The following is a 17,877-nucleotide window of genomic DNA, read 5'->3' as shown; positions in this document are numbered from 1 at the left end:
GACGCCACATTCTTGTGCCCCTCCTCATCGGCCTGGTGACGGCGCCTGTCGCCGCGCAGGACCTCAGCGACTGGGGCTTCGATCCCGGCGCGCTGCTCGCCGACGGTCGCGAGCTGCTGTTGCGCGCGCCGGATGCGAGCGTGGACGGGCTGTTCCAGGCGGTGCATGCCAGTGCGAACTCGCCGCAGGATTCGCGCACGCTGTGCGCGCTGTTCGATCCGAACGCGGAGCGCAGCCTGGAGGGCTACAACCGCATCGCCTCACAGCTGAGCGAACAAAGCCGCCTGCGCTTCGCCGATGCGGCGACCGACTTCTTCATCACCGCCGCGCAGAGCCCGCGCCAACCTTACGACGCCGGCACCGCGATGCAGTCGCTCAAGGCCGCGGGCGTGCGCGCGGCGCTGCTCAACGACGGCTTCCTCGCCGGACTCAACGGCGGGGATCACGATGCACGCTGCCGTTCGGTCGGCTGGCTGATGGACGCGATGCAATCGCGACCCGTGTCCGAACGCGCATCCGTGATGCGGCTGCTGCTGAGCCAGGGCTTGGATTACCTCGCGCTGGGCGCGTCCTCGCCGCGCTGACGCCGCGGTTCGACGCGGAACATCACACGCCGCTCGAACGGCTCGCCCAGCGGGATCGCACGATAGCCGTAGGCTTGGATGCGCTCGCGCACCGTCTTCCAGTCGGCCTGCTTGCAGATCCAGACGACGCCGGCTTCGTGCTCGGCGAGCTCCACGGCCAGCGGCTCGTCGTAAGGCGGGTTGAAGCGCGGCTGCTGGAGTGCATCCAGGGAGATCTTCTCGATCTCGGCCCCTAACGCCAGGTGCAGCCCGTAGCGCGCCATGTCCTCGACGAAGACAACCTCGTGGATCGGCCCCGGCGCGCGCGCGGTGATCGCTTCGGCCCAGGCGTCGGCGTTCTTGTGCGTCGGCCACCACGCGGCGGCGAGCTTCATCGCCAGCAACAGCACGGCCCATGCGAGCAGGCGCGGCCATGGCGGCAGGTGGCGGTCCTCGCGCGTCCATTGCAGCGCGACGATCACCGCCATCGGCACGAACAGCGGCAGCACGTACAACGGCATGCGCGAACGCGCGAAGCAGAACACCAGCAGCGGCAACAGCAGCCACAGCACGAGCAGCAGCCAGTGCGCATCGCGCTGACGCCGTTGCGGATCCTTCCACCATGGACGCACCAACGCTGGAATTCCGCGCGCCCAGCGCCACAGCGTCGGTGTCCACGGCAGCGTGCCGAGGATCAACGTGGGCACGTAGATCTCGATCCAGCCGTACCACTCGGCGTGGCGGCCGAACTCGCCGGTGGTCATGCGGTTGACCAGTTCGTCGCCGACGAAGTATTCGAACAGCCCCGGATTGCCGTGAAACACCGCCACGTACCACGGCAACGCAAGCAACGCGAACAGCAGCATCCCGAACCACTGCAGCACGCGATGCGCGCGCCGTCCCGGCAGGAGGAAATCGAACAGCAGCACCACCGGCAAGGGGAACAATCCCGCCGGTCCTTTGGTGATGAAGGCCAGCGCCAGCGCCGCCCACATCAACGCGATCCAGCGACGCGGATGGGGCGAAGGGGCGAAGCGTGCTTCGACGAACGCCCACATCGCCAGCGTGGTCCATGCGGCGAGCAGGTAATCGGTGGTGATGAGCTGCGATGCGCCGAAGGGAAACAGCATCGTCGCGTACACGACCGGCGCGGCCGCCCGCGTGCCCGGCGCCAACCGCGCCGCGATGCGCCAGCACAGCCACACGCACATCAGGTACGACAGCGCGGCGGGCAGTCGCGCGGCCCATTCAACCGGGCCGAACACCGCCACGCTGGCGGCGATCGCCCAGTAGGTCAGCGGCGGCTTGGTCCAGTGGCCGACTTCGTCGTTGCGGCGCGGACTGAGCCAGTCGCCGCTGTCGAGCATGTTCAGCGCGACGTTGGTGTAGCGACCCTCGTCCGGTTCCCACAGACCGCGCGAGCCCAGGAAGGCGAGCGCCAGCACCGTCGCCAACGCGGCGGTCCACAGGGCCGGAGATCGCAGCCATCCTTGCATCCGGCTTCTGTAGCGAAGCCGGGGTAAAAGAAACGTCGGAGCGCGCCGTCAGCCGACCTGCGCGATCCAGTCCTCGAGGTTGTAGTAGTTGCTCACGCGGTGGATGCGTCCCTCGCGCACTTCGAAGAACGCGCCGCCCGGCAAGACGTACTTCTGGCCGTGCGCGGGCGGAAGGCCGCTGTCGTCGGCCAGGTATTCGCCGTGCACGATGTACTCCGCCGCGGCGCGGGCGCCATCGGGCGAGACCATCACCACGATGTCGTGCAGTTGCTCGCGGTAGCTGCGGTGCATGCGCTGCAGGAACGAGGAGAACGCCTCGCGGCCGATCTCGCGCGGGCCCTGGTTCAGGTCGTGCACCACCTCGTCGCCGAGCAGCGCGAGCATGCCGTCCCAGTCACCGCGGTTGAATGCGGCGTAGTAGGCCAGGATCAGCTCGGTGGCGCGGTCGTTGGTGCGGGTGCCGTCGATCTTCATCGCATGTCCTTGCCGATTCGCCGCGCCGTGGGGCGCAGCAGCGGATCGACATGATAGCCGGCGCCCACGCGGCCACGACCGTGATGGGCGCCATAAATGCGCACAGCCCGCACCTGGCATGGCGCGGGCCGGGCGCGTTCACCGGTCTTCACACCGGCTTGACTCAGATCCGCACGGCGTCGCGCTGGCGCTGGCGGACGAGGCTGATCGAGAGCACCGTCGCCAGCAGCAGCGTGGCCACCGCGAACAGGCCCGTGCCCAGGTGCGCCCCGCTCAGTCCCGTCGCGACGATGGCGTCTTCGCGCGGCACGAAGCTCGCCGCGCGCATGCCGGTGTAGTGCATGCCGCACACCGCCACGCCCATCGCCAGCGCGCTGCCCAGCCGCTGCACCCAGCCGCGGAGGTTGAACGCCAGCCACAGCGCGACGATCGAGGCGACCACCGCGATCACGCCGGATGTCGCGACCAGCGTCATGTCGTAGCGGATCGTCGCCGGCATCAGCATCGCCTTCATGCCGGTGTAGTGCATGCCGGTGATGCCCAGGCCCATGAACATGCCGGCCGCGAACACCTTGCCCCAGCCGAAGCGGCCCACGCCGGCGATGGCCAGCCCGAGCATGCACGCGGCCATCGCGATCAGCGCCGAGGCCACGGTGATGCGCAGGTCGTAAGACACCGCCAGATCCATGCGGCAGGCGAGCATCGCGATGAAGTGCATGGCCCAGATCGCGCCGCCGCCCATCACCGCGCCGGAAGACACGATCGCGCTGCAGCGCTGCGCGGCCGAGCGCGCCGTCGGAATCGCGACGGCAAGCTGCAATGCGGTGAATGAGCCCAGCACGGACACCACGAACGACAGGATCACCAGCAATGGATCATGGACGCATTGGACGACGTGATCGTGCGGCACGGCGCAACCCTCCTTAGTTGGTTCGGCAAGCTCAGTCGTGGAATTCGAAGCTGCAGATCTCCGCGCCGGTGTTGCGGCAATGGGTTTCCACCACGCGCAGGCCGTCCGCGCCGTGCGGGCCGCCGAGCAGTCCGCCGAGCATGCCGCGCAGGAAATGGCAGCACGCACCGTGGCCGCCGCGATGGCAGAAGGGGCTGTTGCGCACGCGCAATGCGTCCTCATGCATTTCCGCCTGCACGATCTGGCGCAACGCAGGCAGCGCGATGTGGCGCACCGCGTCGCCCAGCGCCAGCTGGCCGCCGAGGGCGAAATCGCGCTTGTAGACCCACGTGCCGACGCGCTGGCCGATGTAACGCAGCGCCGGTTCGCGCTGGTCGGCCGCCAGTTCGCGCTCCAGCGCGAGCAGCGGCACGAAGATGTTCGGATAGTCGTGCGCCAGTTGCGGCAGCAACGCTTCGATGCGGCGCGAATCGGCCAGGCTGGGCACGGCATTGGCGCGCGCCTGTGCCTGCGTGTCGGCCGCGTCCGGCGGAACCGCCACGCGTTCGGGCTCGCCCTCGGGGCGCGTTGCCTCGAAGCTGCGCACCTGCGGGTGCGTGCCCAGGGTTTCCTCCAGTGCCGGCAGGTGCGCCTGCGGGCCGCGCACGAGCATCGTCAGCACGACACCGTCCGTGCCGCCGGCCATGCGCTGGCGCAGCAAGGTGAAGCCACTGGCAATGACCGCCTGGCCGAGCGCCAACAGCAGTCCTTCGCGCCGGTCGGAAACGACGCGAAACTCCACATCCACCATCAGCCACCTCCCCCCATGGCCTGAGTGTCGTTCTGGTTGTCCGCCGTGCTGGCGCGCACCGCGACGACCCCGGGTCCCCACCCGGTGCCGCCTTGCGGCGGCGCGGTCGTCATGGCTTCACGCCAGAATCGGCAAAGCGATTCTGTTCAATCCGTCACAATAGAGCAAATACCGGGACGCGATGTTCAGGCGCGCGCGAACAGCGCCGGCAACGCGTCCGGATCGACGTTTCCGCCCGAGAGCACCACGCCGACGCGCTGCCCCGCAAACCGGGCCGGCGAGCCCAGCACGGCCGCCAGCGCGACCGCCGAGGACGGCTCGACGATCTGCTTGGTGCGCTGCCAGAACAGGCGCATCGCGGCCACGGTGTCGGCGTCCTCCACCGTGAGCACCTGCGCGCCATGGGCGTGCAGCATGGCGAAGTTGATCGCGCCCAGCGTCCCGCGCAGGCCGTCGCAGACGGTGTCGGGGGTGAAGTCGGTGACCCGCTCGCCGCGTTGCATCGAGGCGAACGTTTCGGCCGCGCCGGCAGGCTCGGCCAGGTACAGGCGCGTGCCCGGCGAGCGCGCGGCCACGCTCAGCGCGGTGCCCGCGGCCAGACCGCCGCCGCCGACCGGAACGACCAGCGCGTCGAAGGGTTCGGGCGCGCACAGCAATTCCAGCGCGGCCGTGCCCTGGCCGGCGATCACGCGCGGGTCGGTGTAGGGATGGACGAGTTCGGCGCCCAGCTGCACCTGCAGCTCCGCGCAGCGGGCCTCGCGCGCGGCGATGGTCGGCGCGCAGCGGTGCAGGGTGGCGCCGTAGGCTTCGATCGCCGCCAGCTTGGCCGCGACCGCGCCTTCGGGCACGACCACATGGCAGGCCACGCCGCGCGTGCGCGCCGCCAGCGCGAGGGCGGCGCCGTGGTTGCCGGAGGAATGCGTGACCACGCCGCGCGCGGCAGTGGCCTCGTCCAGCGACCAGATCGCATTGCACGCGCCGCGGAACTTGAAGGCGCCCGCGCGCTGGAGGTGCTCGGCCTTGAAGTGCAACTCGCAGCCGGCCAGCGCGTCGAGCGTGCGCGAGCGCAGCACCGGCGTGACGTGCGCATGCGGCGCGATGCGGGCGGCGGCGGCCAGGACGTCGTCGAACGTGGGCAGGACGGAGGCGGCGGTGTCGTTCATGAGGCGATGTTAGGACTTATCGACGGGCGTTGAGCAGGCTCACGGCGGCCGACCCGGCGACCACCAGCGCGGCGCCGATCCAGCCCAGCGTCGTGATGCGCTCCGGCGCCAGCCACTGCGGCCACAGCGCGTGCACCGCCCAGGCGGCCGCGATGCACAACAGGGGCGTGGTGGCGAGGATCGCCGACACGCGCGAGGCCTCCCAGTGCGCGAGCGCCTCGGCGAAGGCGCCGTACGCGCCGATCGTGTTGAAGGCGCAGTAGGCCAGCAGCGCCCAGTGCAGGGCATCGAGCTTGAGCAGCGCGGCCGGATGCGCGAACGGCAACAGCGCGATGCTCGCGAAGACATAGATGAAGAACAGGATCTGCATCGAGCCCAGGCGCACGAGCAGTTGCTTCTGCAGCAGCGCGTACACGGCCCACACGATCGCACCGACGATCACCAGCGCAGATCCCAGTACATAGCCCGGCGCCTTCGCGCTGGCGGCGAGCTGGTCGGCGAAGAACAGGCCCATGCCCGCCACCAGCAACCCCAAGCCGAGCCACTGCGCTGCGCGGAAACGCTCGCCGAACACCCAGATGCCGCCCATCGCCATCAGCAGCGGCGCCAGCTGGATCAGCAGCTGTGCGTTGGCCGGCGTCGTGTGCTGCACGCCGAGCAAGTAGAAGACGTAGTTGCCCACCAGCATCAGCGCGGCGACGCCGAGCATCGACCAGCCCCGGCCGTCGAGCGCGCGATAACCGCCCAGTCGCCCGCGCCATGCCAGCCAGCCGCCGGTCACCAGCGCGGCGACGAGGAAGCGGAACCAGGTCAGGGTGATCGGATCCAGCGACTGCAGCACCAGCTTCAGCGCGACCGGCAGCGTCGCCCAGCAGGCGGCGGTGATCAGGGTGAGCACGAGTCCCAGTCGCCAATGACCGGAGGCGCGATGCAGGTTCATGGGCGCGACCGTCGCGTAGGGCGTGCCATGCTGGCATCGCGCGAAGCATGCGGCAATGCGCGGATGCGGCGTCTTGCGCACCCGTGCCCGACCCGCCTTGGCGGGTGTGAAACGCCTGAACAATTAAGGCCGAGTTCAAAGCCGCGGCCCGAAGCTGGCGCCATACCCTGGGGGGTCCGACCATGATCCGCAAACTGCTTCTGCCCGCACTGGCCACCACATTGCTGGCCGGCTGCGTCACCGGCTACACCTACCGTCCGGTCGGCGCCGGCGGCGACTACTACTACGGCCGACCGAGTGTCGAGTACCGCTATTACGGCGGCTACAGCTACGGCTATCCGGGCTACAGCTATCCGTACTACGGCTACGGCGGCGGCTACTGGGGCAACCCGTACCGCTACGGCTATTACGGCTATCCGTACTACGCCTATCCGCACTATCCCGTGTACCGCTACCCGTATCGCTACGACCGCCACCCCGGCCAGCGCTGGGACGGCCATGGTCACGATCAGGGCCATCGCGGGGACGGCCGCGGCAATGGCCAGCGTTGGGACGGGCGCGGCAATGGCCAGCGCTGGTCCGGTCCCAATCCGGGCGTCGGCCAGCAAGGGCCGATGCCGGGCAACAACGGACCACGTCCGGCGCAGCCGCCGCGCATGAGCCAGCCGCCGCGCGCATCGGCGGAGCCGGCTTCGCGCATGCCGCCGCCGCGCGTCAAGAATTCCCGCGGCGTCCAGGAACACGAGCGGTAAGCGGGTTTGCGGGCTCTCGGGCGCAGTCACACTTTTCCCCTTGCGCTCGGGGGCGACTGACGGCAATCTGCGGTCATTGACCGATTGCGTCGCTTTTGGACGTAATTCGGAGAGCCGGCCCAAGCCGAACCGCTCTATGTCGGCGCCCGATGAGGAACCACGGATCCCCCCTGTTCCGTCCCCATCGGGCGTCGGCGCCCATCCAGGTCGGGCGTCACGGCCCACCGGAAACACGAAAGGCGCCGGAAACGGCGCCTTTCGCATTTCGCGGCCCAAAAGCCGCAAATAAAAAGGGGGCCGAACGTCCCCCGACATTCGGCCCCCGTGCTTCCCCCGCGAGCGCTTGACCAGCCCCTGTTCCAATTCCGGCCGGCGCTTAGCGCCTGCCCCGCTGGGTGCAGAGAATATGTCGCAGGAACCGTGCCAACTTTCACCTCCCATTCATTCTCGGCGGCAGCCGAGCCGGGGCTGACCTAGAATTCGCGCCCGGAGCGCCTTGTCTGGCGCGGCTTCCCGAACAGAACGATGAGCCAGAACTTCTACCAATACGACGTGATCGTGGTCGGCGGCGGCCATGCCGGCACCGAAGCCGCGCTTGCCTCGGCCCGGGCCGGCGCCCGCACGCTGCTGCTCACGCATTCGGTGGAAACCGTGGGCGCGATGAGCTGCAACCCGGCCATCGGCGGCATCGGCAAGGGCCATCTGGTGAAGGAAATCGACGCCCTGGGCGGCGTCATGGCGCGCGCCGCCGACGCGGCCGGCATCCAGTGGCGCCGGCTCAACGCGAGCAAGGGCCCGGCGGTGCGTGCCACGCGCTGCCAGGCCGATCGCGCGCTGTATCGCGCCTTCATCCGCCGCGCCGTGGAGAGCCAGCCGAACCTGACGCTGTTCCAGGCCGCGGTGGACGACATCGCTTTTGAAGGCGGAAAAGTGACCGCCGTGGTCACCCAGACCGGCCTGCGTTTCGAGGCGCCCGCCGTTGTGCTCACCGCTGGCACCTTCCTCGCCGGCAAGGTTCATGTCGGCCAGACCACCTACGCCGCCGGCCGTGCCGGCGACCCGCCCGCGGTCGCGCTGGCGCACAAGTTGCGCGAAGGCCCGTTCGTGGTCGACCGCCTCAAGACCGGCACGCCGCCGCGCATCGACGGCCGCACGCTCGACTATTCGGTGATGGAGGAACAGCCCGGCGACGATCCGCGTCCGGTGATGTCCTTCATGGGCTCCACCGCCGACCACCCGCGCCAGGTCTCGTGCTGGATCACGCACACCTCCGAGCGCACGCACGAAATCATCCGCGGCGCGCTCGATCGCTCGCCGCTGTACACCGGCCAGATCGAAGGGATCGGCCCGCGCTACTGCCCGTCCATCGAGGACAAGGTGGTCCGCTTCGCCGAGAAGGCCAGCCACCAGATCTTCGTCGAACCCGAAGGGCTGGAGGTCGTGGAGATCTACCCCAACGGCATCTCCACCTCGCTGCCGTTCGACGTGCAGCTGGAGCTGGTGCGTTCGATCCGCGGCTTCGAGAACGCGCACATCACGCGCGCCGGTTATGCCATCGAGTACGACTTCTTCGATCCGCGCGGCCTGAAGACCACGCTGGAAACCAAGTCCGTCGCCGGCCTGTTCTTCGCCGGCCAGATCAACGGCACCACCGGTTACGAGGAAGCCGCCGCGCAGGGCCTGCTGGCCGGCGTCAACGCGGCGCGTTCCGTGCGCGGTTTGGAAGGTTGGAGCCCGCGCCGCGACGAGGCCTACCTGGGCGTGCTCGTCGACGACCTCACCACGCACGGCACCAGCGAGCCGTACCGCATGTTCACCTCGCGCGCCGAGTACCGCCTGCAGCTGCGCGAGGACAACGCCGACCTGCGCCTGACGCCGGTGGGCCGCGAGCTGGGCCTGGTCGATGACGCGCGCTGGTCGCGTTTCGACGCCAAGCGCGAAGCCGTCACGCGCGAGAACGACCGCCTCGGCGCGGTGTGGGCCGCGCCGAACAACGCGCTCGGTCGCGAGGCGATGGACGTGCTGGGCATCGAGATCAGCCGCGAGACCAATGCGCGCGACTTGCTCAAGCGTCCCGAGCTCGATTACGCAAAGCTGATGACCGTGCCGACGCTCGGCCCGGGCGTCGACGATGCCGAGGTGGCCGAGCAGGTGGAGATCGGCGTGAAGTACGCCGGCTACCTCGATCGCCAGCGCGAAGAGATCGCGCGACAGCAGCGCCACGAAACCACGCCGATCCCCGACGGCTTCGACTACGCCGCCGTGCGTGGCCTGTCGGCGGAAGTGCAGCAGAAGCTCGAACGCGTGCGCCCGCAGACGGTGGGCCAGGCGCAGCGCATCCCGGGCATGACGCCCGCGGCGATCTCGCTGCTGCTGGTGCACCTGACGCGGGCGCGGCGTACCCGGGTGGCGTGATCCGACGCGGACACGCCGCGAACACGGCGGTCCCATCTGGCGGCGCCCAGCTTCCCCGTCATCCCGTTTCACCGTCATCCCGGCGAAGGCCGGGACCCAGGCTGATGGCGCTTGCCCCACCCCAATCCCGCCATTCCAGCCAGCGCAGCGCGGGCGTACCCTTCGCGCATGAAAGCCCTCCGACTGCTGCTTCCGCTTTCGCTCCTGGCCTGCGTCGCGTGCGAGCGCAATGCGCCCACCGCGGCGACGCCGTCACCGGCGACCACGAGCGCCTCCGCCCCAACGACAATGCCGGCGAACGCCGAACCCTGGCCGCTCCCCATCGACGCCACGGCCGCCGCCGCACAGCCCGACCTGTTGCGCGCGCCCGACGGCAGCCTGCTGCTGTCGTGGGTCGAGCACGGCGAAGAAGGTTCGCCGAACCGCCACACCTTGAAGTTCGCCCGCTACGCCAACGGCGCATGGAGCGAGCCCCGCGAGATCGCCCACGGCGGCGACTGGTTCGTGAACTGGGCCGACACACCGCACATCGCGATGTCGCGCGACGGCGCGCTGTGGGCCCACTGGCTGCGCAAGAGCGCGGACGCGAAGTACGCCTACGACATCGTGCTCGCGCGTTCCGCCGACGGCGGCGCGACGTGGTCGAAGCCCATGCCCGTGAACACCGACGGCACGCCGACCGAACACGGGTTCGTCTCGATGTGGCCGGCGGGCAACGATCGACTGGGCCTGGCCTGGCTCGACGGCCGCAACACCGGCGGCGGCGGGCATTCCGCCCACGGCGGCCACGCGGCAGCCGGCGCGAAGCACGAGCCCGGCGCGATGACGTTGCGCACGGCCGTCTTCGACGCCGCGCTCGCGCGCAGCGACGAGCGCGAACTCGACGCGATGACGTGCGATTGCTGCCAGACCGACGCCGCGCTCACCGCCAGCGGTCCGCTGCTGGTGTATCGAGGCCGCACGCCCGACGAGATCCGCGACATCCTCACCGTGCGCGGCGATGGCGCGCAGTGGCAGGCCGCGCAGCGCATCCACGCCGACGAATGGAAAATGCCGGCGTGCCCGGTCAATGGCCCGGCCGTCGCGACGGACGGAACCAACGCGCTAGTCGCCTGGTACACAGGCGCCGGCAACACGCCGGCGGTGAAGCTTGCGCGCAGCGGCGATGCGGGCGCGACCTTCGCCGCGCCCCTCACGCTGCAACACGGCGAGGCGGTGCAGGGACGTGCCGATGTCGCGCTCGACGGTGCCGCCGCGTGGGCGCTGTGGATGGACGAGGTCGAAGGCGCGCAGACGCTCCGTTTCGCGCGCTATACGCCGGACCTCTCGCGCGAGCTGCAACGCGGCGACGTGGCGAAGTTGCAGGGTAAAGGACGCGGCACGGGACTGCCGAAGATCGCGCTCGTCGACGGCACGGCCTACATCGTGTGGACCGACGTGATCGACGGACGCCCAGGCCTGCGCGCCGCGCGCTACGCGGTGACGCCATGAACGCGCCGCTGCACGGCGGCTGCCATTGCGGCCGAATCGCGTTCGAGATGACGCTGTCCAAGCCCGCATCGGAGTTCACGCCTCGCGCCTGCGATTGCAGCTTCTGCCGCAAGCACGGCGCCGCCTGGCTGTCGGATGCGCACGGCACCTTGCGCGTGCGCCAGCGCGGTGAGGCGGTGGTGTACCGGCAGGGCTCCGCGCAGGCCGACTTCATCGCCTGCCCGCATTGCGCCGTGCTGGTGATGGTGATGTTCGAACACGAGGGGCTCACGCACGCGGCGGTCAACGTGCGTGCGGTGGACGACGCGGCATTCGCACCGGAGCAGCCGGCCTCGCCGCAACGCCTTGCGCCCGACGCCAAGCGCGAACGCTGGACGCAGCTGTGGTTCCCGGACGTGCGTATCGCGATGGCGGACGACTAGTCGCCGCCTTCACCGACGGCGTCAGGCCTGCAACGCAAACAACTCCAGCTCTTCCTCGCCCATGCGCACGGTCTCCTTGAACCGCAGGCCGATGCGCTCCAGCACCTTCACCGACGCGGCGTTTCCGGGCGAGACGATCGCCAGCAGTTCCGGCATGCCCAGAACCTGCATCGCGTAATCGCGAACGGCGCCGCAGGTCTCCACCGCATAGCCCTTCGACCGATGGCGCGGCAACAGCGCGTAGCCGATGTCGGGCGAGGGCAGGGTGTCGCGACGCACGATGCCGGCCATGCCGATGAGCTCGTCCGTCCCGCGCAGCTCGATGAGCCACATCCCGTAGCCGTCGCGTGCGTAGTTCGCGCGCCAGCGGTCGATGTATTCGCCAGCGCTGTCCAGGTCGTGCACGCCGCGATCGCCGATGTTCGCCAGGAAGGCCGGGTCGGTCAGCAGCTCCAGGATGAAGGGCGCGTCGCGCGGCTCCATCTGGCGTAGCGAGAGTCGTTGCGTCTGAAGCACCTGCATGTCACCAGGATCCCTTGCGTTGGTTCCAGCGTGGAACGGGACGAACTAGAACGTGCTCACTTTTCCTTGCGCCAGTTGAGCGATGCCCGGTTCTCCACCGTGCTCGACTCGATCTGCACGTCGAAGCCCTTGCGCAGCAGGTATTTCAGCATCAACACCTGGCCGGTGCCGAGCAGCGAGACGCCATAGCCCACGTAGAGACGCGGCGAGATGTGCTTGCCGAAGCCGAGCACGCTGCCGCCGAGCGCGCGGCTGTCGCTCACGCCCGCATCGTCGAGGCCGAGCTTGGCGCCCAGCTGCGAAGCGATCAGGCTGCCGCCGGCCGACAGCGCGGCGCTGGCGGCATTCACCTGGCGGCTTTCGTCGCTGCTCGCGCTGGCGAGCGGGCGGCCGAGCGTGAGGTAGGCCAGCGCTTCGGATTGCGAGCTGGCCGGATCGGACCACACGTTCGCCGTCGGCGCACTCGCGCGACCGCGGATGTCGACGCCGGCGGTGACATCGCCGACCACGCGCTCGGCGCGGATGTTGAGGATCGGATCCGACACCGGACCGCCCGACCACGACAGCTCGCCGCGCGTGATCTCCAGCTTCTGTCCGTACGCCTTGTAGCGACCGCGCACCTGCAGCTGACCGCTGGCGGTCATTTCGCGACCGGGGTGCGAGCGCACGCGCATGCGGCCACCGAGTCCGCCTTCCAGGCCGAAGCCGTTGAGCTGCACGTCGTCGCCCAGCACGAGCGTCAGGTCGAGGTCGAGCGGCGATGCGGCACTGGCTTCCGGATCTTCCGGATCGAGCACGACCACATCGGGCGATGCCGACACGCCCTGATCCAGGCGCTCCAGATCGATGCGCGCCGACGGCACGGTGACGGTGCCCGTCACGGTGATCGGCTGTCCTGCGGCGTAGCGCACTTGCACGTCAGGGCTGGCGACAGCATGCAGGTCGCGCGTGTCCGACACGAGCACGTTCTGGCCCTTCGCCGTGAGCAGCAGCGGCGCGTCCGTGTTCTGCCAGTTGAGCGAACCGTCGACGTTGAGCCGGCCTTCGCCGGAACGGATGTGGCCGGAGATGCGCGCGGTGCCGTCGGGCAGCGCGTCCAGGCGCACGTCGCCGTCGTCCAGCAGGATCGCCAGCGACGGGATCTCGGTGCTGAACTGCGTCAGCCGCGCCTGGCCGCCCAGCTGCGGACGCGCACGCGTGCCGCCGAGCGTGATGCGCGCATCGAGGTTGCCCTTGGGCTCCATGATGTCGGGCGAGAACAGCTCCAGCCACACCAGCTCGGAGGTGTTCACCGACACCTGGCCGGACAGCGGCGCGTAGTCGTCCCAGCCCGTGGTGACGCGTGCGTCGATGCGGCCGCCGCTGTTGAAGGCGGTAGTGAGTTCGGCGTTGATGCGGCGCGGGTCGAACGTCGCTTCCAACGCGAGGTTCTCGTAACTGAGCACTTCGCGACGCGAGCGCTCACTGTTCTTCATGCCGCCGCCGGAGGAGCGCACGTTGAGGTTGCCGGCCCAGGCGTTGCCGGCCGGACGCAGTTGGCCGTCGAGCGAAATCTCGCCGCGGATCAGCCACGGCCGCTGGTCCTCGCGTTCGGGCAGGTAGGGCACGATGAGGGTGAGCGGCAGCGAGTCGCCGCGCACGGCCACGCCGCGTCGCGGCCAGTCGGCGTTCGCACACAGCGAACCGCCGCCGCTGGAGACGAAGCAGCTGTTGCTTAGCGAGCCGTTGCGACCGTCCCAGCTGAAGCGCGCCGCTTCGCGCAGTCGCCACGAGGCGCCGCGCACCGGCGTGAGCTGGAACGCCGACAGCGCACCCTGCCACGTATTGCCGCGTCGCACGACGTTGCCCGCAAGCGAGAGTTGACCGATGTCGCCGCGCGCTTCGCCCTGCACTTGCAATGCTTCCACCGAGCCGCGCGCATCCAGCGTCACCGAGGACAGCGGCAGGCCGACTTCCAGCCCGCTCGCGCGCACCGCAATGGCACCGTTACCGCGTTGCCACGGCAGGCGTCCCTTCGCGGTGAGCGTCTGCGCCTGGTAATCGCCGTAGCGCAATGCGCTGCCGGTGAGGTCGACGTCGATGTCCGGCGCATTGCGCGCGCCGCGCACGTGCAGCGTGCCGCGCAACGTGCCGGCGCCACCGGGCAGCAGGTCGGACAGCACGAGCGGCGCGAGGTTCGCGTCGATCTCCAGCGCATTGGCAACGCGGCCCTTGGCGTCGATGCGGCTGGCGCCGAGCGTGAGCGCGACGTCGCCCTCGTACGCGGTTTCGCCACCGGCGGTGCCGGCGCCGTGCATGGCGAAACGCCCCTGGCCGCGCAGCGGACGATCGCGCAGGCGGCCGCTGAGGTCGGTGGCGGTGGCGCTGATGTCGAGCCCGCCGTCGGCGCGCGTGCTGCCCTGCGTCTTGAGCTTGCCGTTGACCGAACCCTTGAAGTCGGCGGCGAAGTAGCCCGGGTCGAAACCGGCGAGCGTCGCATCGATGTCCCAGCCCAGCGACGGCGCCCATGCCACCGTGCCGGTGCCGTCGAGCGTGCCGCTGGGCATGCGCGCCTGCAGCGTCTTGAGCGTCATGCGCTCGTCGTTGCCGCGACCGTCGAACTTCACTACGGCCTGTTCGCCATCACGGCTCAGCGTGGCGTCGCCGATCGCCGCCCAGGACTTCAACGTGCCGGCGAATCCGAGGTCCGCATCGACGCCGATCGCGACCGCTTCGGTCTGTGCGGCCGGCGCGGGCGCGGTCACCTTGCGCAGCTTCTGCGCGCTGATGCTGGCGGGCGGGTTCCGCGAAGCCGCCGTCGGCGTGGCGGTGTTCGTGGTGGTCTCGCCGCCGAAGGTGAGGCCGCGTGCGTTCGCGGCGAAACGGAACTTCGCGTTCTCCGCGTCGGTGAAGTCCGCCGTACCGCGCAGCGTCGCGCTGCCGCCGAAGATGCGCAGCGCCAGCGGCTGCACGTCCAGCACCTGGTTCTCCAGGCGCACCTTGGACGGCAGCACGGTGGCGACCAGGTCACCCTGGCGGAATTCGCCGCGCAGGTCGGCCGAACCGCCCATGCCGTCGGCGCTGAAACTGAAGACCAGCGGGCGGTCCTCGTCGCTGGCTTCCGCGCCGGTGACCAGGCCGAGGTCGAGTCCTTCCGCATCCGCGTCGACCCGCCACTTCGGCTGCTCGCGTCCGTGCAGCACCAGGCTGGCGCGTAGCGGTTGCGGCGCATTGCCGGCGATGTAGACGTTCATGCGCGACAGATCGCCGCGCGCGACCAGCCCGAAGCGCGCCGGCGTGCGTCCGTCGGCGGCCGGGAGCAGGGCGCTCGCGGTGAGGTTCGTGAGGTAATCCTTGCGCGGCACGTAGTCGCCGTGCAGGTTGAAGCGGCCGCGATCGCTATCGACGTAGAGGTGCTCGACGTGCAGCTCGCCCTGGCGCGCATCGAGGCCGCCGCGCAGCGTGCGCACGTCGATCAGCTTCTCGCCCGCCTGCGTGAGCAGGAACCCGTCCACGCGCACGTCGTCGGCCTGCAATTCCAGCGGCGGCGCGATCTCCGGCAACACCTCGGGCCAGCGCGGCAATTCGAACGGCTCGTCGCTCTTGGGAATCTCCAGCTTCGCATTGCTGATCTGCAACGCGTCCAGGCGCAGGCGCCTGCGGATCAGCGGACGGATCGCCGGGTCCAGGTGCACGCGGTCGGCGGTGAACACGATGCGGTCGTAGGTGAAGCGCACGCCGTTCATCGTCAGCGGGCCGGACAGTGGGCCCTCGACGCTGCGCCACGACAGCGTGGCGTTCTCCGGCAGGCGCGACACGATCTGCGCCAGCAGCAGATCGCGACCGCCGATGCTGGTGAGCAGCCAGTACAGGAACACGCCGGCGATCAGCGCGATCGCCACCGAGAGGATGCCCGCGCGCACCGCCAGCCAGCGCATGCGCGCGAAACGGCGCTGGCGCAGCTCGGCGATCCGCTCCTCGTGCGGGTCGCGCGGTGTTTCGGCAGTGGGAGGAGTCGGCTGGCTCATGGGCGCCTCACCAGGTCGCACCGATGTTCAGGTAGATCTCGTAATCGGAGTCTGCATCGTTCAGGCCGTGCGCGATGTCGACGCGCACCGGGCCGACCGGCGACCGCCAGCGCGCGCCCACGCCGATGCCCGTGTGGACGTCGAAGTTCTGGTCGCGATCGTTGGGGTCGGACACGTCGCTGCCGAACTTGTTGAATGCATCGCCCGCGTCGACGAAGACGGCGGCGCCCCACGGCCCGTTGTTGAAATAGTGCTCGAACTCCGCCGAGCCCGTGAGCACGTACTTGCCGCCGATGGCGTACTTCTTTCCGTCCATGCCGATGGTGTTCGGCCCGACCTCGCGGAAGCCGTAACCGCGGATGCTGTTGTCGCCACCGGCGAAGAAGCGCAGGCTCGGCGGCATGTTGACCAGCGCGTTGGTGAACGTGCCGCCGGCTTCGGCGCGCAGGATGAGGCGGTTGCTCTCGCCGATGGCCTGGTAGAAATGCGCCTGCCCCCACGCCTGCGCGAAGTTCGCATCCGAACCCACGCCTTCCAGGCCGCCGCGCACTTCCACCGTCACGCCGATGCCGTGCAGCGGGAAGATGCGGTCGTCGGTGTCGATGTACTCGGCGCGCAGCGAAGGATAGAGAAACGTCGCGTAGCTGTAGGCGGTGGTGACGAGCTCGTCGCTTTCCTCCGCGTTCTCCGCCTCCTCGCTGCCCGGATCGGGGCCGTCTGCGCCGCCTTCGAAGGCCGCGTACGCCCAGCGCTCGCGCAGCGCATGCAACGAGGCGACCGCGTTGAGGCGGCGGCTCACCTGGCCGGTGCGGCTGGCGACGATCTCGACCTTGCGCGTGTCCATGTAGTCGGTCTGTTCGTCGTAGTACTGCGCGCTGAAGATGTACCAGCCATCCAGCCACGCGAACGCCGGAATGCGGTACTGCGCGGTCGCGGTCTTGCGCTTGGAGGCCCAGTCGATCTGGCCCAGCGCCTTGTGCCCGCGGTCGTTGACGTAACGACGCTCCATGCCCAAGCGCACACCGGGGCCGCTGTCGGTGCCGTAGCTCAGACCGGCGGTGTAGACGGTGCGTTTGGCGGGCGTCAGCGTGACGGTCACCGGCACTTCGTTGTCGACCGCGTCCTCGGGCCTGGGCTCGATCTCGATGCTGGAGAAGTAATCCAGCCGCGCCAGCGACTCGCGGAAGCGGTCGAGCTTGCCCTGGTGGTAGTAGCTGCCTTGTTCCCAGTAGATGAGCTTGTCGAGCAGGCTGTCGCGGATGATCGCGTGTGGCGTCTGCTCGATGTTGATCGGGCCCATGTCGTAACGACCGCCGCTGCTCCACACCAGGTCGATGTCGGCGGCACGCTGCGCGCGCGTGACTTCCACGCGGCGCGAACTGAAGTCGGCGTCGAAGTAACCGCGCTCGGCGAGGCGGCGGGTGATGCGGGTCTTGCTCGCCTCGTACAGCGCGTGATCGAACACGTCGCCCGTCTGCGGGCGGAACGCGGCGAGGTCCTGCTTGAGGTAACGGTCTTCGCTGCCTTCGCCGATGATCGCGATGTCGGAGCGGCGCACACGTACGGGCTCGTCGAGCGTGACGGTCACGCTGACGGTCACGCCGGTGTCGCCGTTGCCTTCGCGCTTTATCTCGATCTTGGGCGAATAGAAGCCGAAGGGCTCCAGCGCCTCGCGCGTTTCGTCCTCGGCCTCGCGGATCAGGTAGGCCAGGCGCCGGCCCGGCACGTCCTTTCCGATCGAATCCACCACCGACAACGCGCCGCGCACGTTCAGGGTCTGGGCATCGTTCAGGCCGTGGATGTCGACGGCCTTCACCGTCGCCGCGTGCGCCGCACCGGCTGTGGCGAGCAACAACGCGGTGACGGCTTGCAGGCGGAACGATGGGCGCATCGACGCAGGATACCCGGGCTTCATCCCGAAGCCAGTGAACG

General features: G+C 69.5%; 14 protein-coding genes. 5 read left to right on the top strand and 9 right to left on the bottom strand.

The window, feature by feature from the left end; all coding sequences use genetic code 11:
* The first annotated feature begins 14 nt into the window (after positions 1–14).
* The gene (locus tag AAFF32_RS03035; protein ID WP_342316457.1) at positions 15–584 is read left to right on the top strand and encodes a hypothetical protein; all 570 of its coding nucleotides are present in this window, start codon (positions 15–17) and stop codon (positions 582–584) included.
* Here the strand turns inward: AAFF32_RS03035 and AAFF32_RS03030 are convergent.
* From AAFF32_RS03030 to AAFF32_RS03005, 6 genes are all read right to left on the bottom strand, one after another.
* Positions 551–2,059: a glycosyltransferase family 39 protein gene (locus tag AAFF32_RS03030; RefSeq protein WP_342316456.1), complete on the bottom strand. Its 1,509-nt coding sequence runs from the start codon at positions 2,057–2,059 to the stop codon at positions 551–553. The genes AAFF32_RS03035 and AAFF32_RS03030 overlap by 34 nt on opposite strands.
* Before the next feature lie 48 nt (positions 2,060–2,107).
* Complete coding sequence (locus AAFF32_RS03025; protein WP_216965103.1) at positions 2,108–2,533, bottom strand: ketosteroid isomerase-related protein; 426 nt, start codon at positions 2,531–2,533, stop codon at positions 2,108–2,110.
* A gap of 163 nt (positions 2,534–2,696) precedes the next feature.
* Positions 2,697–3,443, bottom strand: a complete 747-nt coding sequence (locus AAFF32_RS03020) for an MHYT domain-containing protein (RefSeq protein WP_342316455.1) — start codon at positions 3,441–3,443, stop codon at positions 2,697–2,699.
* A 31-nt stretch (positions 3,444–3,474) separates the two neighbouring features.
* Positions 3,475–4,230: a V4R domain-containing protein gene (locus AAFF32_RS03015; protein ID WP_216965107.1), complete on the bottom strand. Its 756-nt coding sequence runs from the start codon at positions 4,228–4,230 to the stop codon at positions 3,475–3,477.
* Positions 4,231–4,418: 188 nt separating this feature from the next.
* Positions 4,419–5,396 carry a pyridoxal-phosphate dependent enzyme gene (locus tag AAFF32_RS03010; RefSeq protein ID WP_342316454.1) on the bottom strand — a complete coding sequence of 326 codons (978 nt, stop codon included), beginning with the start codon at positions 5,394–5,396 and terminating at the stop codon, positions 4,419–4,421.
* A gap of 16 nt (positions 5,397–5,412) precedes the next feature.
* A complete protein-coding gene (locus tag AAFF32_RS03005) occupies positions 5,413–6,336 on the bottom strand; it encodes a DMT family transporter (RefSeq protein WP_216965110.1) in 924 nt (307 codons plus the stop codon).
* Positions 6,337–6,518: 182 nt separating this feature from the next.
* Between AAFF32_RS03005 and AAFF32_RS03000 the strand changes: the two genes are divergently transcribed.
* The 4 genes from AAFF32_RS03000 (at position 6,519) to AAFF32_RS02985 (ending at position 11,416) form a co-directional block, all read left to right on the top strand.
* Positions 6,519–7,088, top strand: a complete 570-nt coding sequence (locus AAFF32_RS03000) for a hypothetical protein (RefSeq protein WP_342316453.1) — start codon at positions 6,519–6,521, stop codon at positions 7,086–7,088.
* Between the two features lie 525 nt (positions 7,089–7,613).
* On the top strand, positions 7,614–9,503 hold the full coding sequence (gene mnmG / locus AAFF32_RS02995; RefSeq protein ID WP_216965112.1) for a tRNA uridine-5-carboxymethylaminomethyl(34) synthesis enzyme MnmG: 1,890 nt from the start codon (positions 7,614–7,616) through the stop codon (positions 9,501–9,503).
* Positions 9,504–9,671: 168 nt separating this feature from the next.
* On the top strand, positions 9,672–10,994 hold the full coding sequence (locus AAFF32_RS02990; protein ID WP_342316452.1) for a sialidase family protein: 1,323 nt from the start codon (positions 9,672–9,674) through the stop codon (positions 10,992–10,994).
* On the top strand, positions 10,991–11,416 hold the full coding sequence (locus AAFF32_RS02985) for an aldehyde-activating protein (protein WP_216965116.1): 426 nt from the start codon (positions 10,991–10,993) through the stop codon (positions 11,414–11,416). Before AAFF32_RS02990 ends, AAFF32_RS02985 begins: the two co-directional genes overlap by 4 nt.
* A 21-nt stretch (positions 11,417–11,437) precedes the next feature.
* Here AAFF32_RS02985 and AAFF32_RS02980 read toward each other — a convergent pair whose 3' ends face one another.
* The 3 genes from AAFF32_RS02980 to AAFF32_RS02970 all read right to left on the bottom strand — a co-directional run bounded on the left by AAFF32_RS02980 (position 11,438) and on the right by AAFF32_RS02970 (position 17,836).
* Entirely contained in the window at positions 11,438–11,938 is a 501-nt protein-coding gene (locus tag AAFF32_RS02980; RefSeq protein WP_216965118.1) for a GNAT family N-acetyltransferase, read from the bottom strand.
* A gap of 56 nt (positions 11,939–11,994) precedes the next feature.
* Positions 11,995–15,855 (bottom strand): translocation/assembly module TamB domain-containing protein, encoded by a 3,861-nt coding sequence (locus AAFF32_RS02975; RefSeq protein WP_342317208.1) that lies wholly within the window; start codon positions 15,853–15,855, stop codon positions 11,995–11,997.
* Positions 15,856–15,952: 97 nt separating this feature from the next.
* Positions 15,953–17,836, bottom strand: a complete 1,884-nt coding sequence (locus AAFF32_RS02970; RefSeq protein ID WP_216965123.1) for an autotransporter assembly complex family protein — start codon at positions 17,834–17,836, stop codon at positions 15,953–15,955.
* Between the last annotated feature and the right edge of the window lie 41 nt (positions 17,837–17,877).

It is taken from the genome of Lysobacter sp. FW306-1B-D06B (assembly GCF_038446665.1).
GTDB lineage: Bacteria > Pseudomonadota > Gammaproteobacteria > Xanthomonadales > Xanthomonadaceae > Lysobacter_J.
This window is presented reverse-complemented; position numbering and strand designations above follow the sequence as displayed.

What these genes read in the sequence shown, in the direction of transcription:
- AAFF32_RS03030 (WP_342316456.1), bottom strand. Translation starts at nt 2,059, where the DNA reads ATGCAAGGATGGCTGCGATCTCCGGCCCTGTGGACCGCCGCGTTGGCG.
- AAFF32_RS03025 (WP_216965103.1), bottom strand. Translation starts at nt 2,533, where the DNA reads ATGAAGATCGACGGCACCCGCACCAACGACCGCGCCACCGAGCTGATC.
- AAFF32_RS03010 (WP_342316454.1), bottom strand. Translation starts at nt 5,396, where the DNA reads ATGAACGACACCGCCGCCTCCGTCCTGCCCACGTTCGACGACGTCCTG.
- AAFF32_RS03005 (WP_216965110.1), bottom strand. Translation starts at nt 6,336, where the DNA reads ATGAACCTGCATCGCGCCTCCGGTCATTGGCGACTGGGACTCGTGCTC.
- AAFF32_RS03000 (WP_342316453.1), top strand. Translation starts at nt 6,519, where the DNA reads ATGATCCGCAAACTGCTTCTGCCCGCACTGGCCACCACATTGCTGGCC.
- mnmG (WP_216965112.1), top strand. Translation starts at nt 7,614, where the DNA reads ATGAGCCAGAACTTCTACCAATACGACGTGATCGTGGTCGGCGGCGGC.
- AAFF32_RS02990 (WP_342316452.1), top strand. Translation starts at nt 9,672, where the DNA reads ATGAAAGCCCTCCGACTGCTGCTTCCGCTTTCGCTCCTGGCCTGCGTC.
- AAFF32_RS02985 (WP_216965116.1), top strand. Translation starts at nt 10,991, where the DNA reads ATGAACGCGCCGCTGCACGGCGGCTGCCATTGCGGCCGAATCGCGTTC.
- AAFF32_RS02980 (WP_216965118.1), bottom strand. Translation starts at nt 11,938, where the DNA reads ATGCAGGTGCTTCAGACGCAACGACTCTCGCTACGCCAGATGGAGCCG.
- AAFF32_RS02975 (WP_342317208.1), bottom strand. Translation starts at nt 15,855, where the DNA reads ATGCGCTGGCTGGCGGTGCGCGCGGGCATCCTCTCGGTGGCGATCGCG.
- AAFF32_RS02970 (WP_216965123.1), bottom strand. Translation starts at nt 17,836, where the DNA reads ATGCGCCCATCGTTCCGCCTGCAAGCCGTCACCGCGTTGTTGCTCGCC.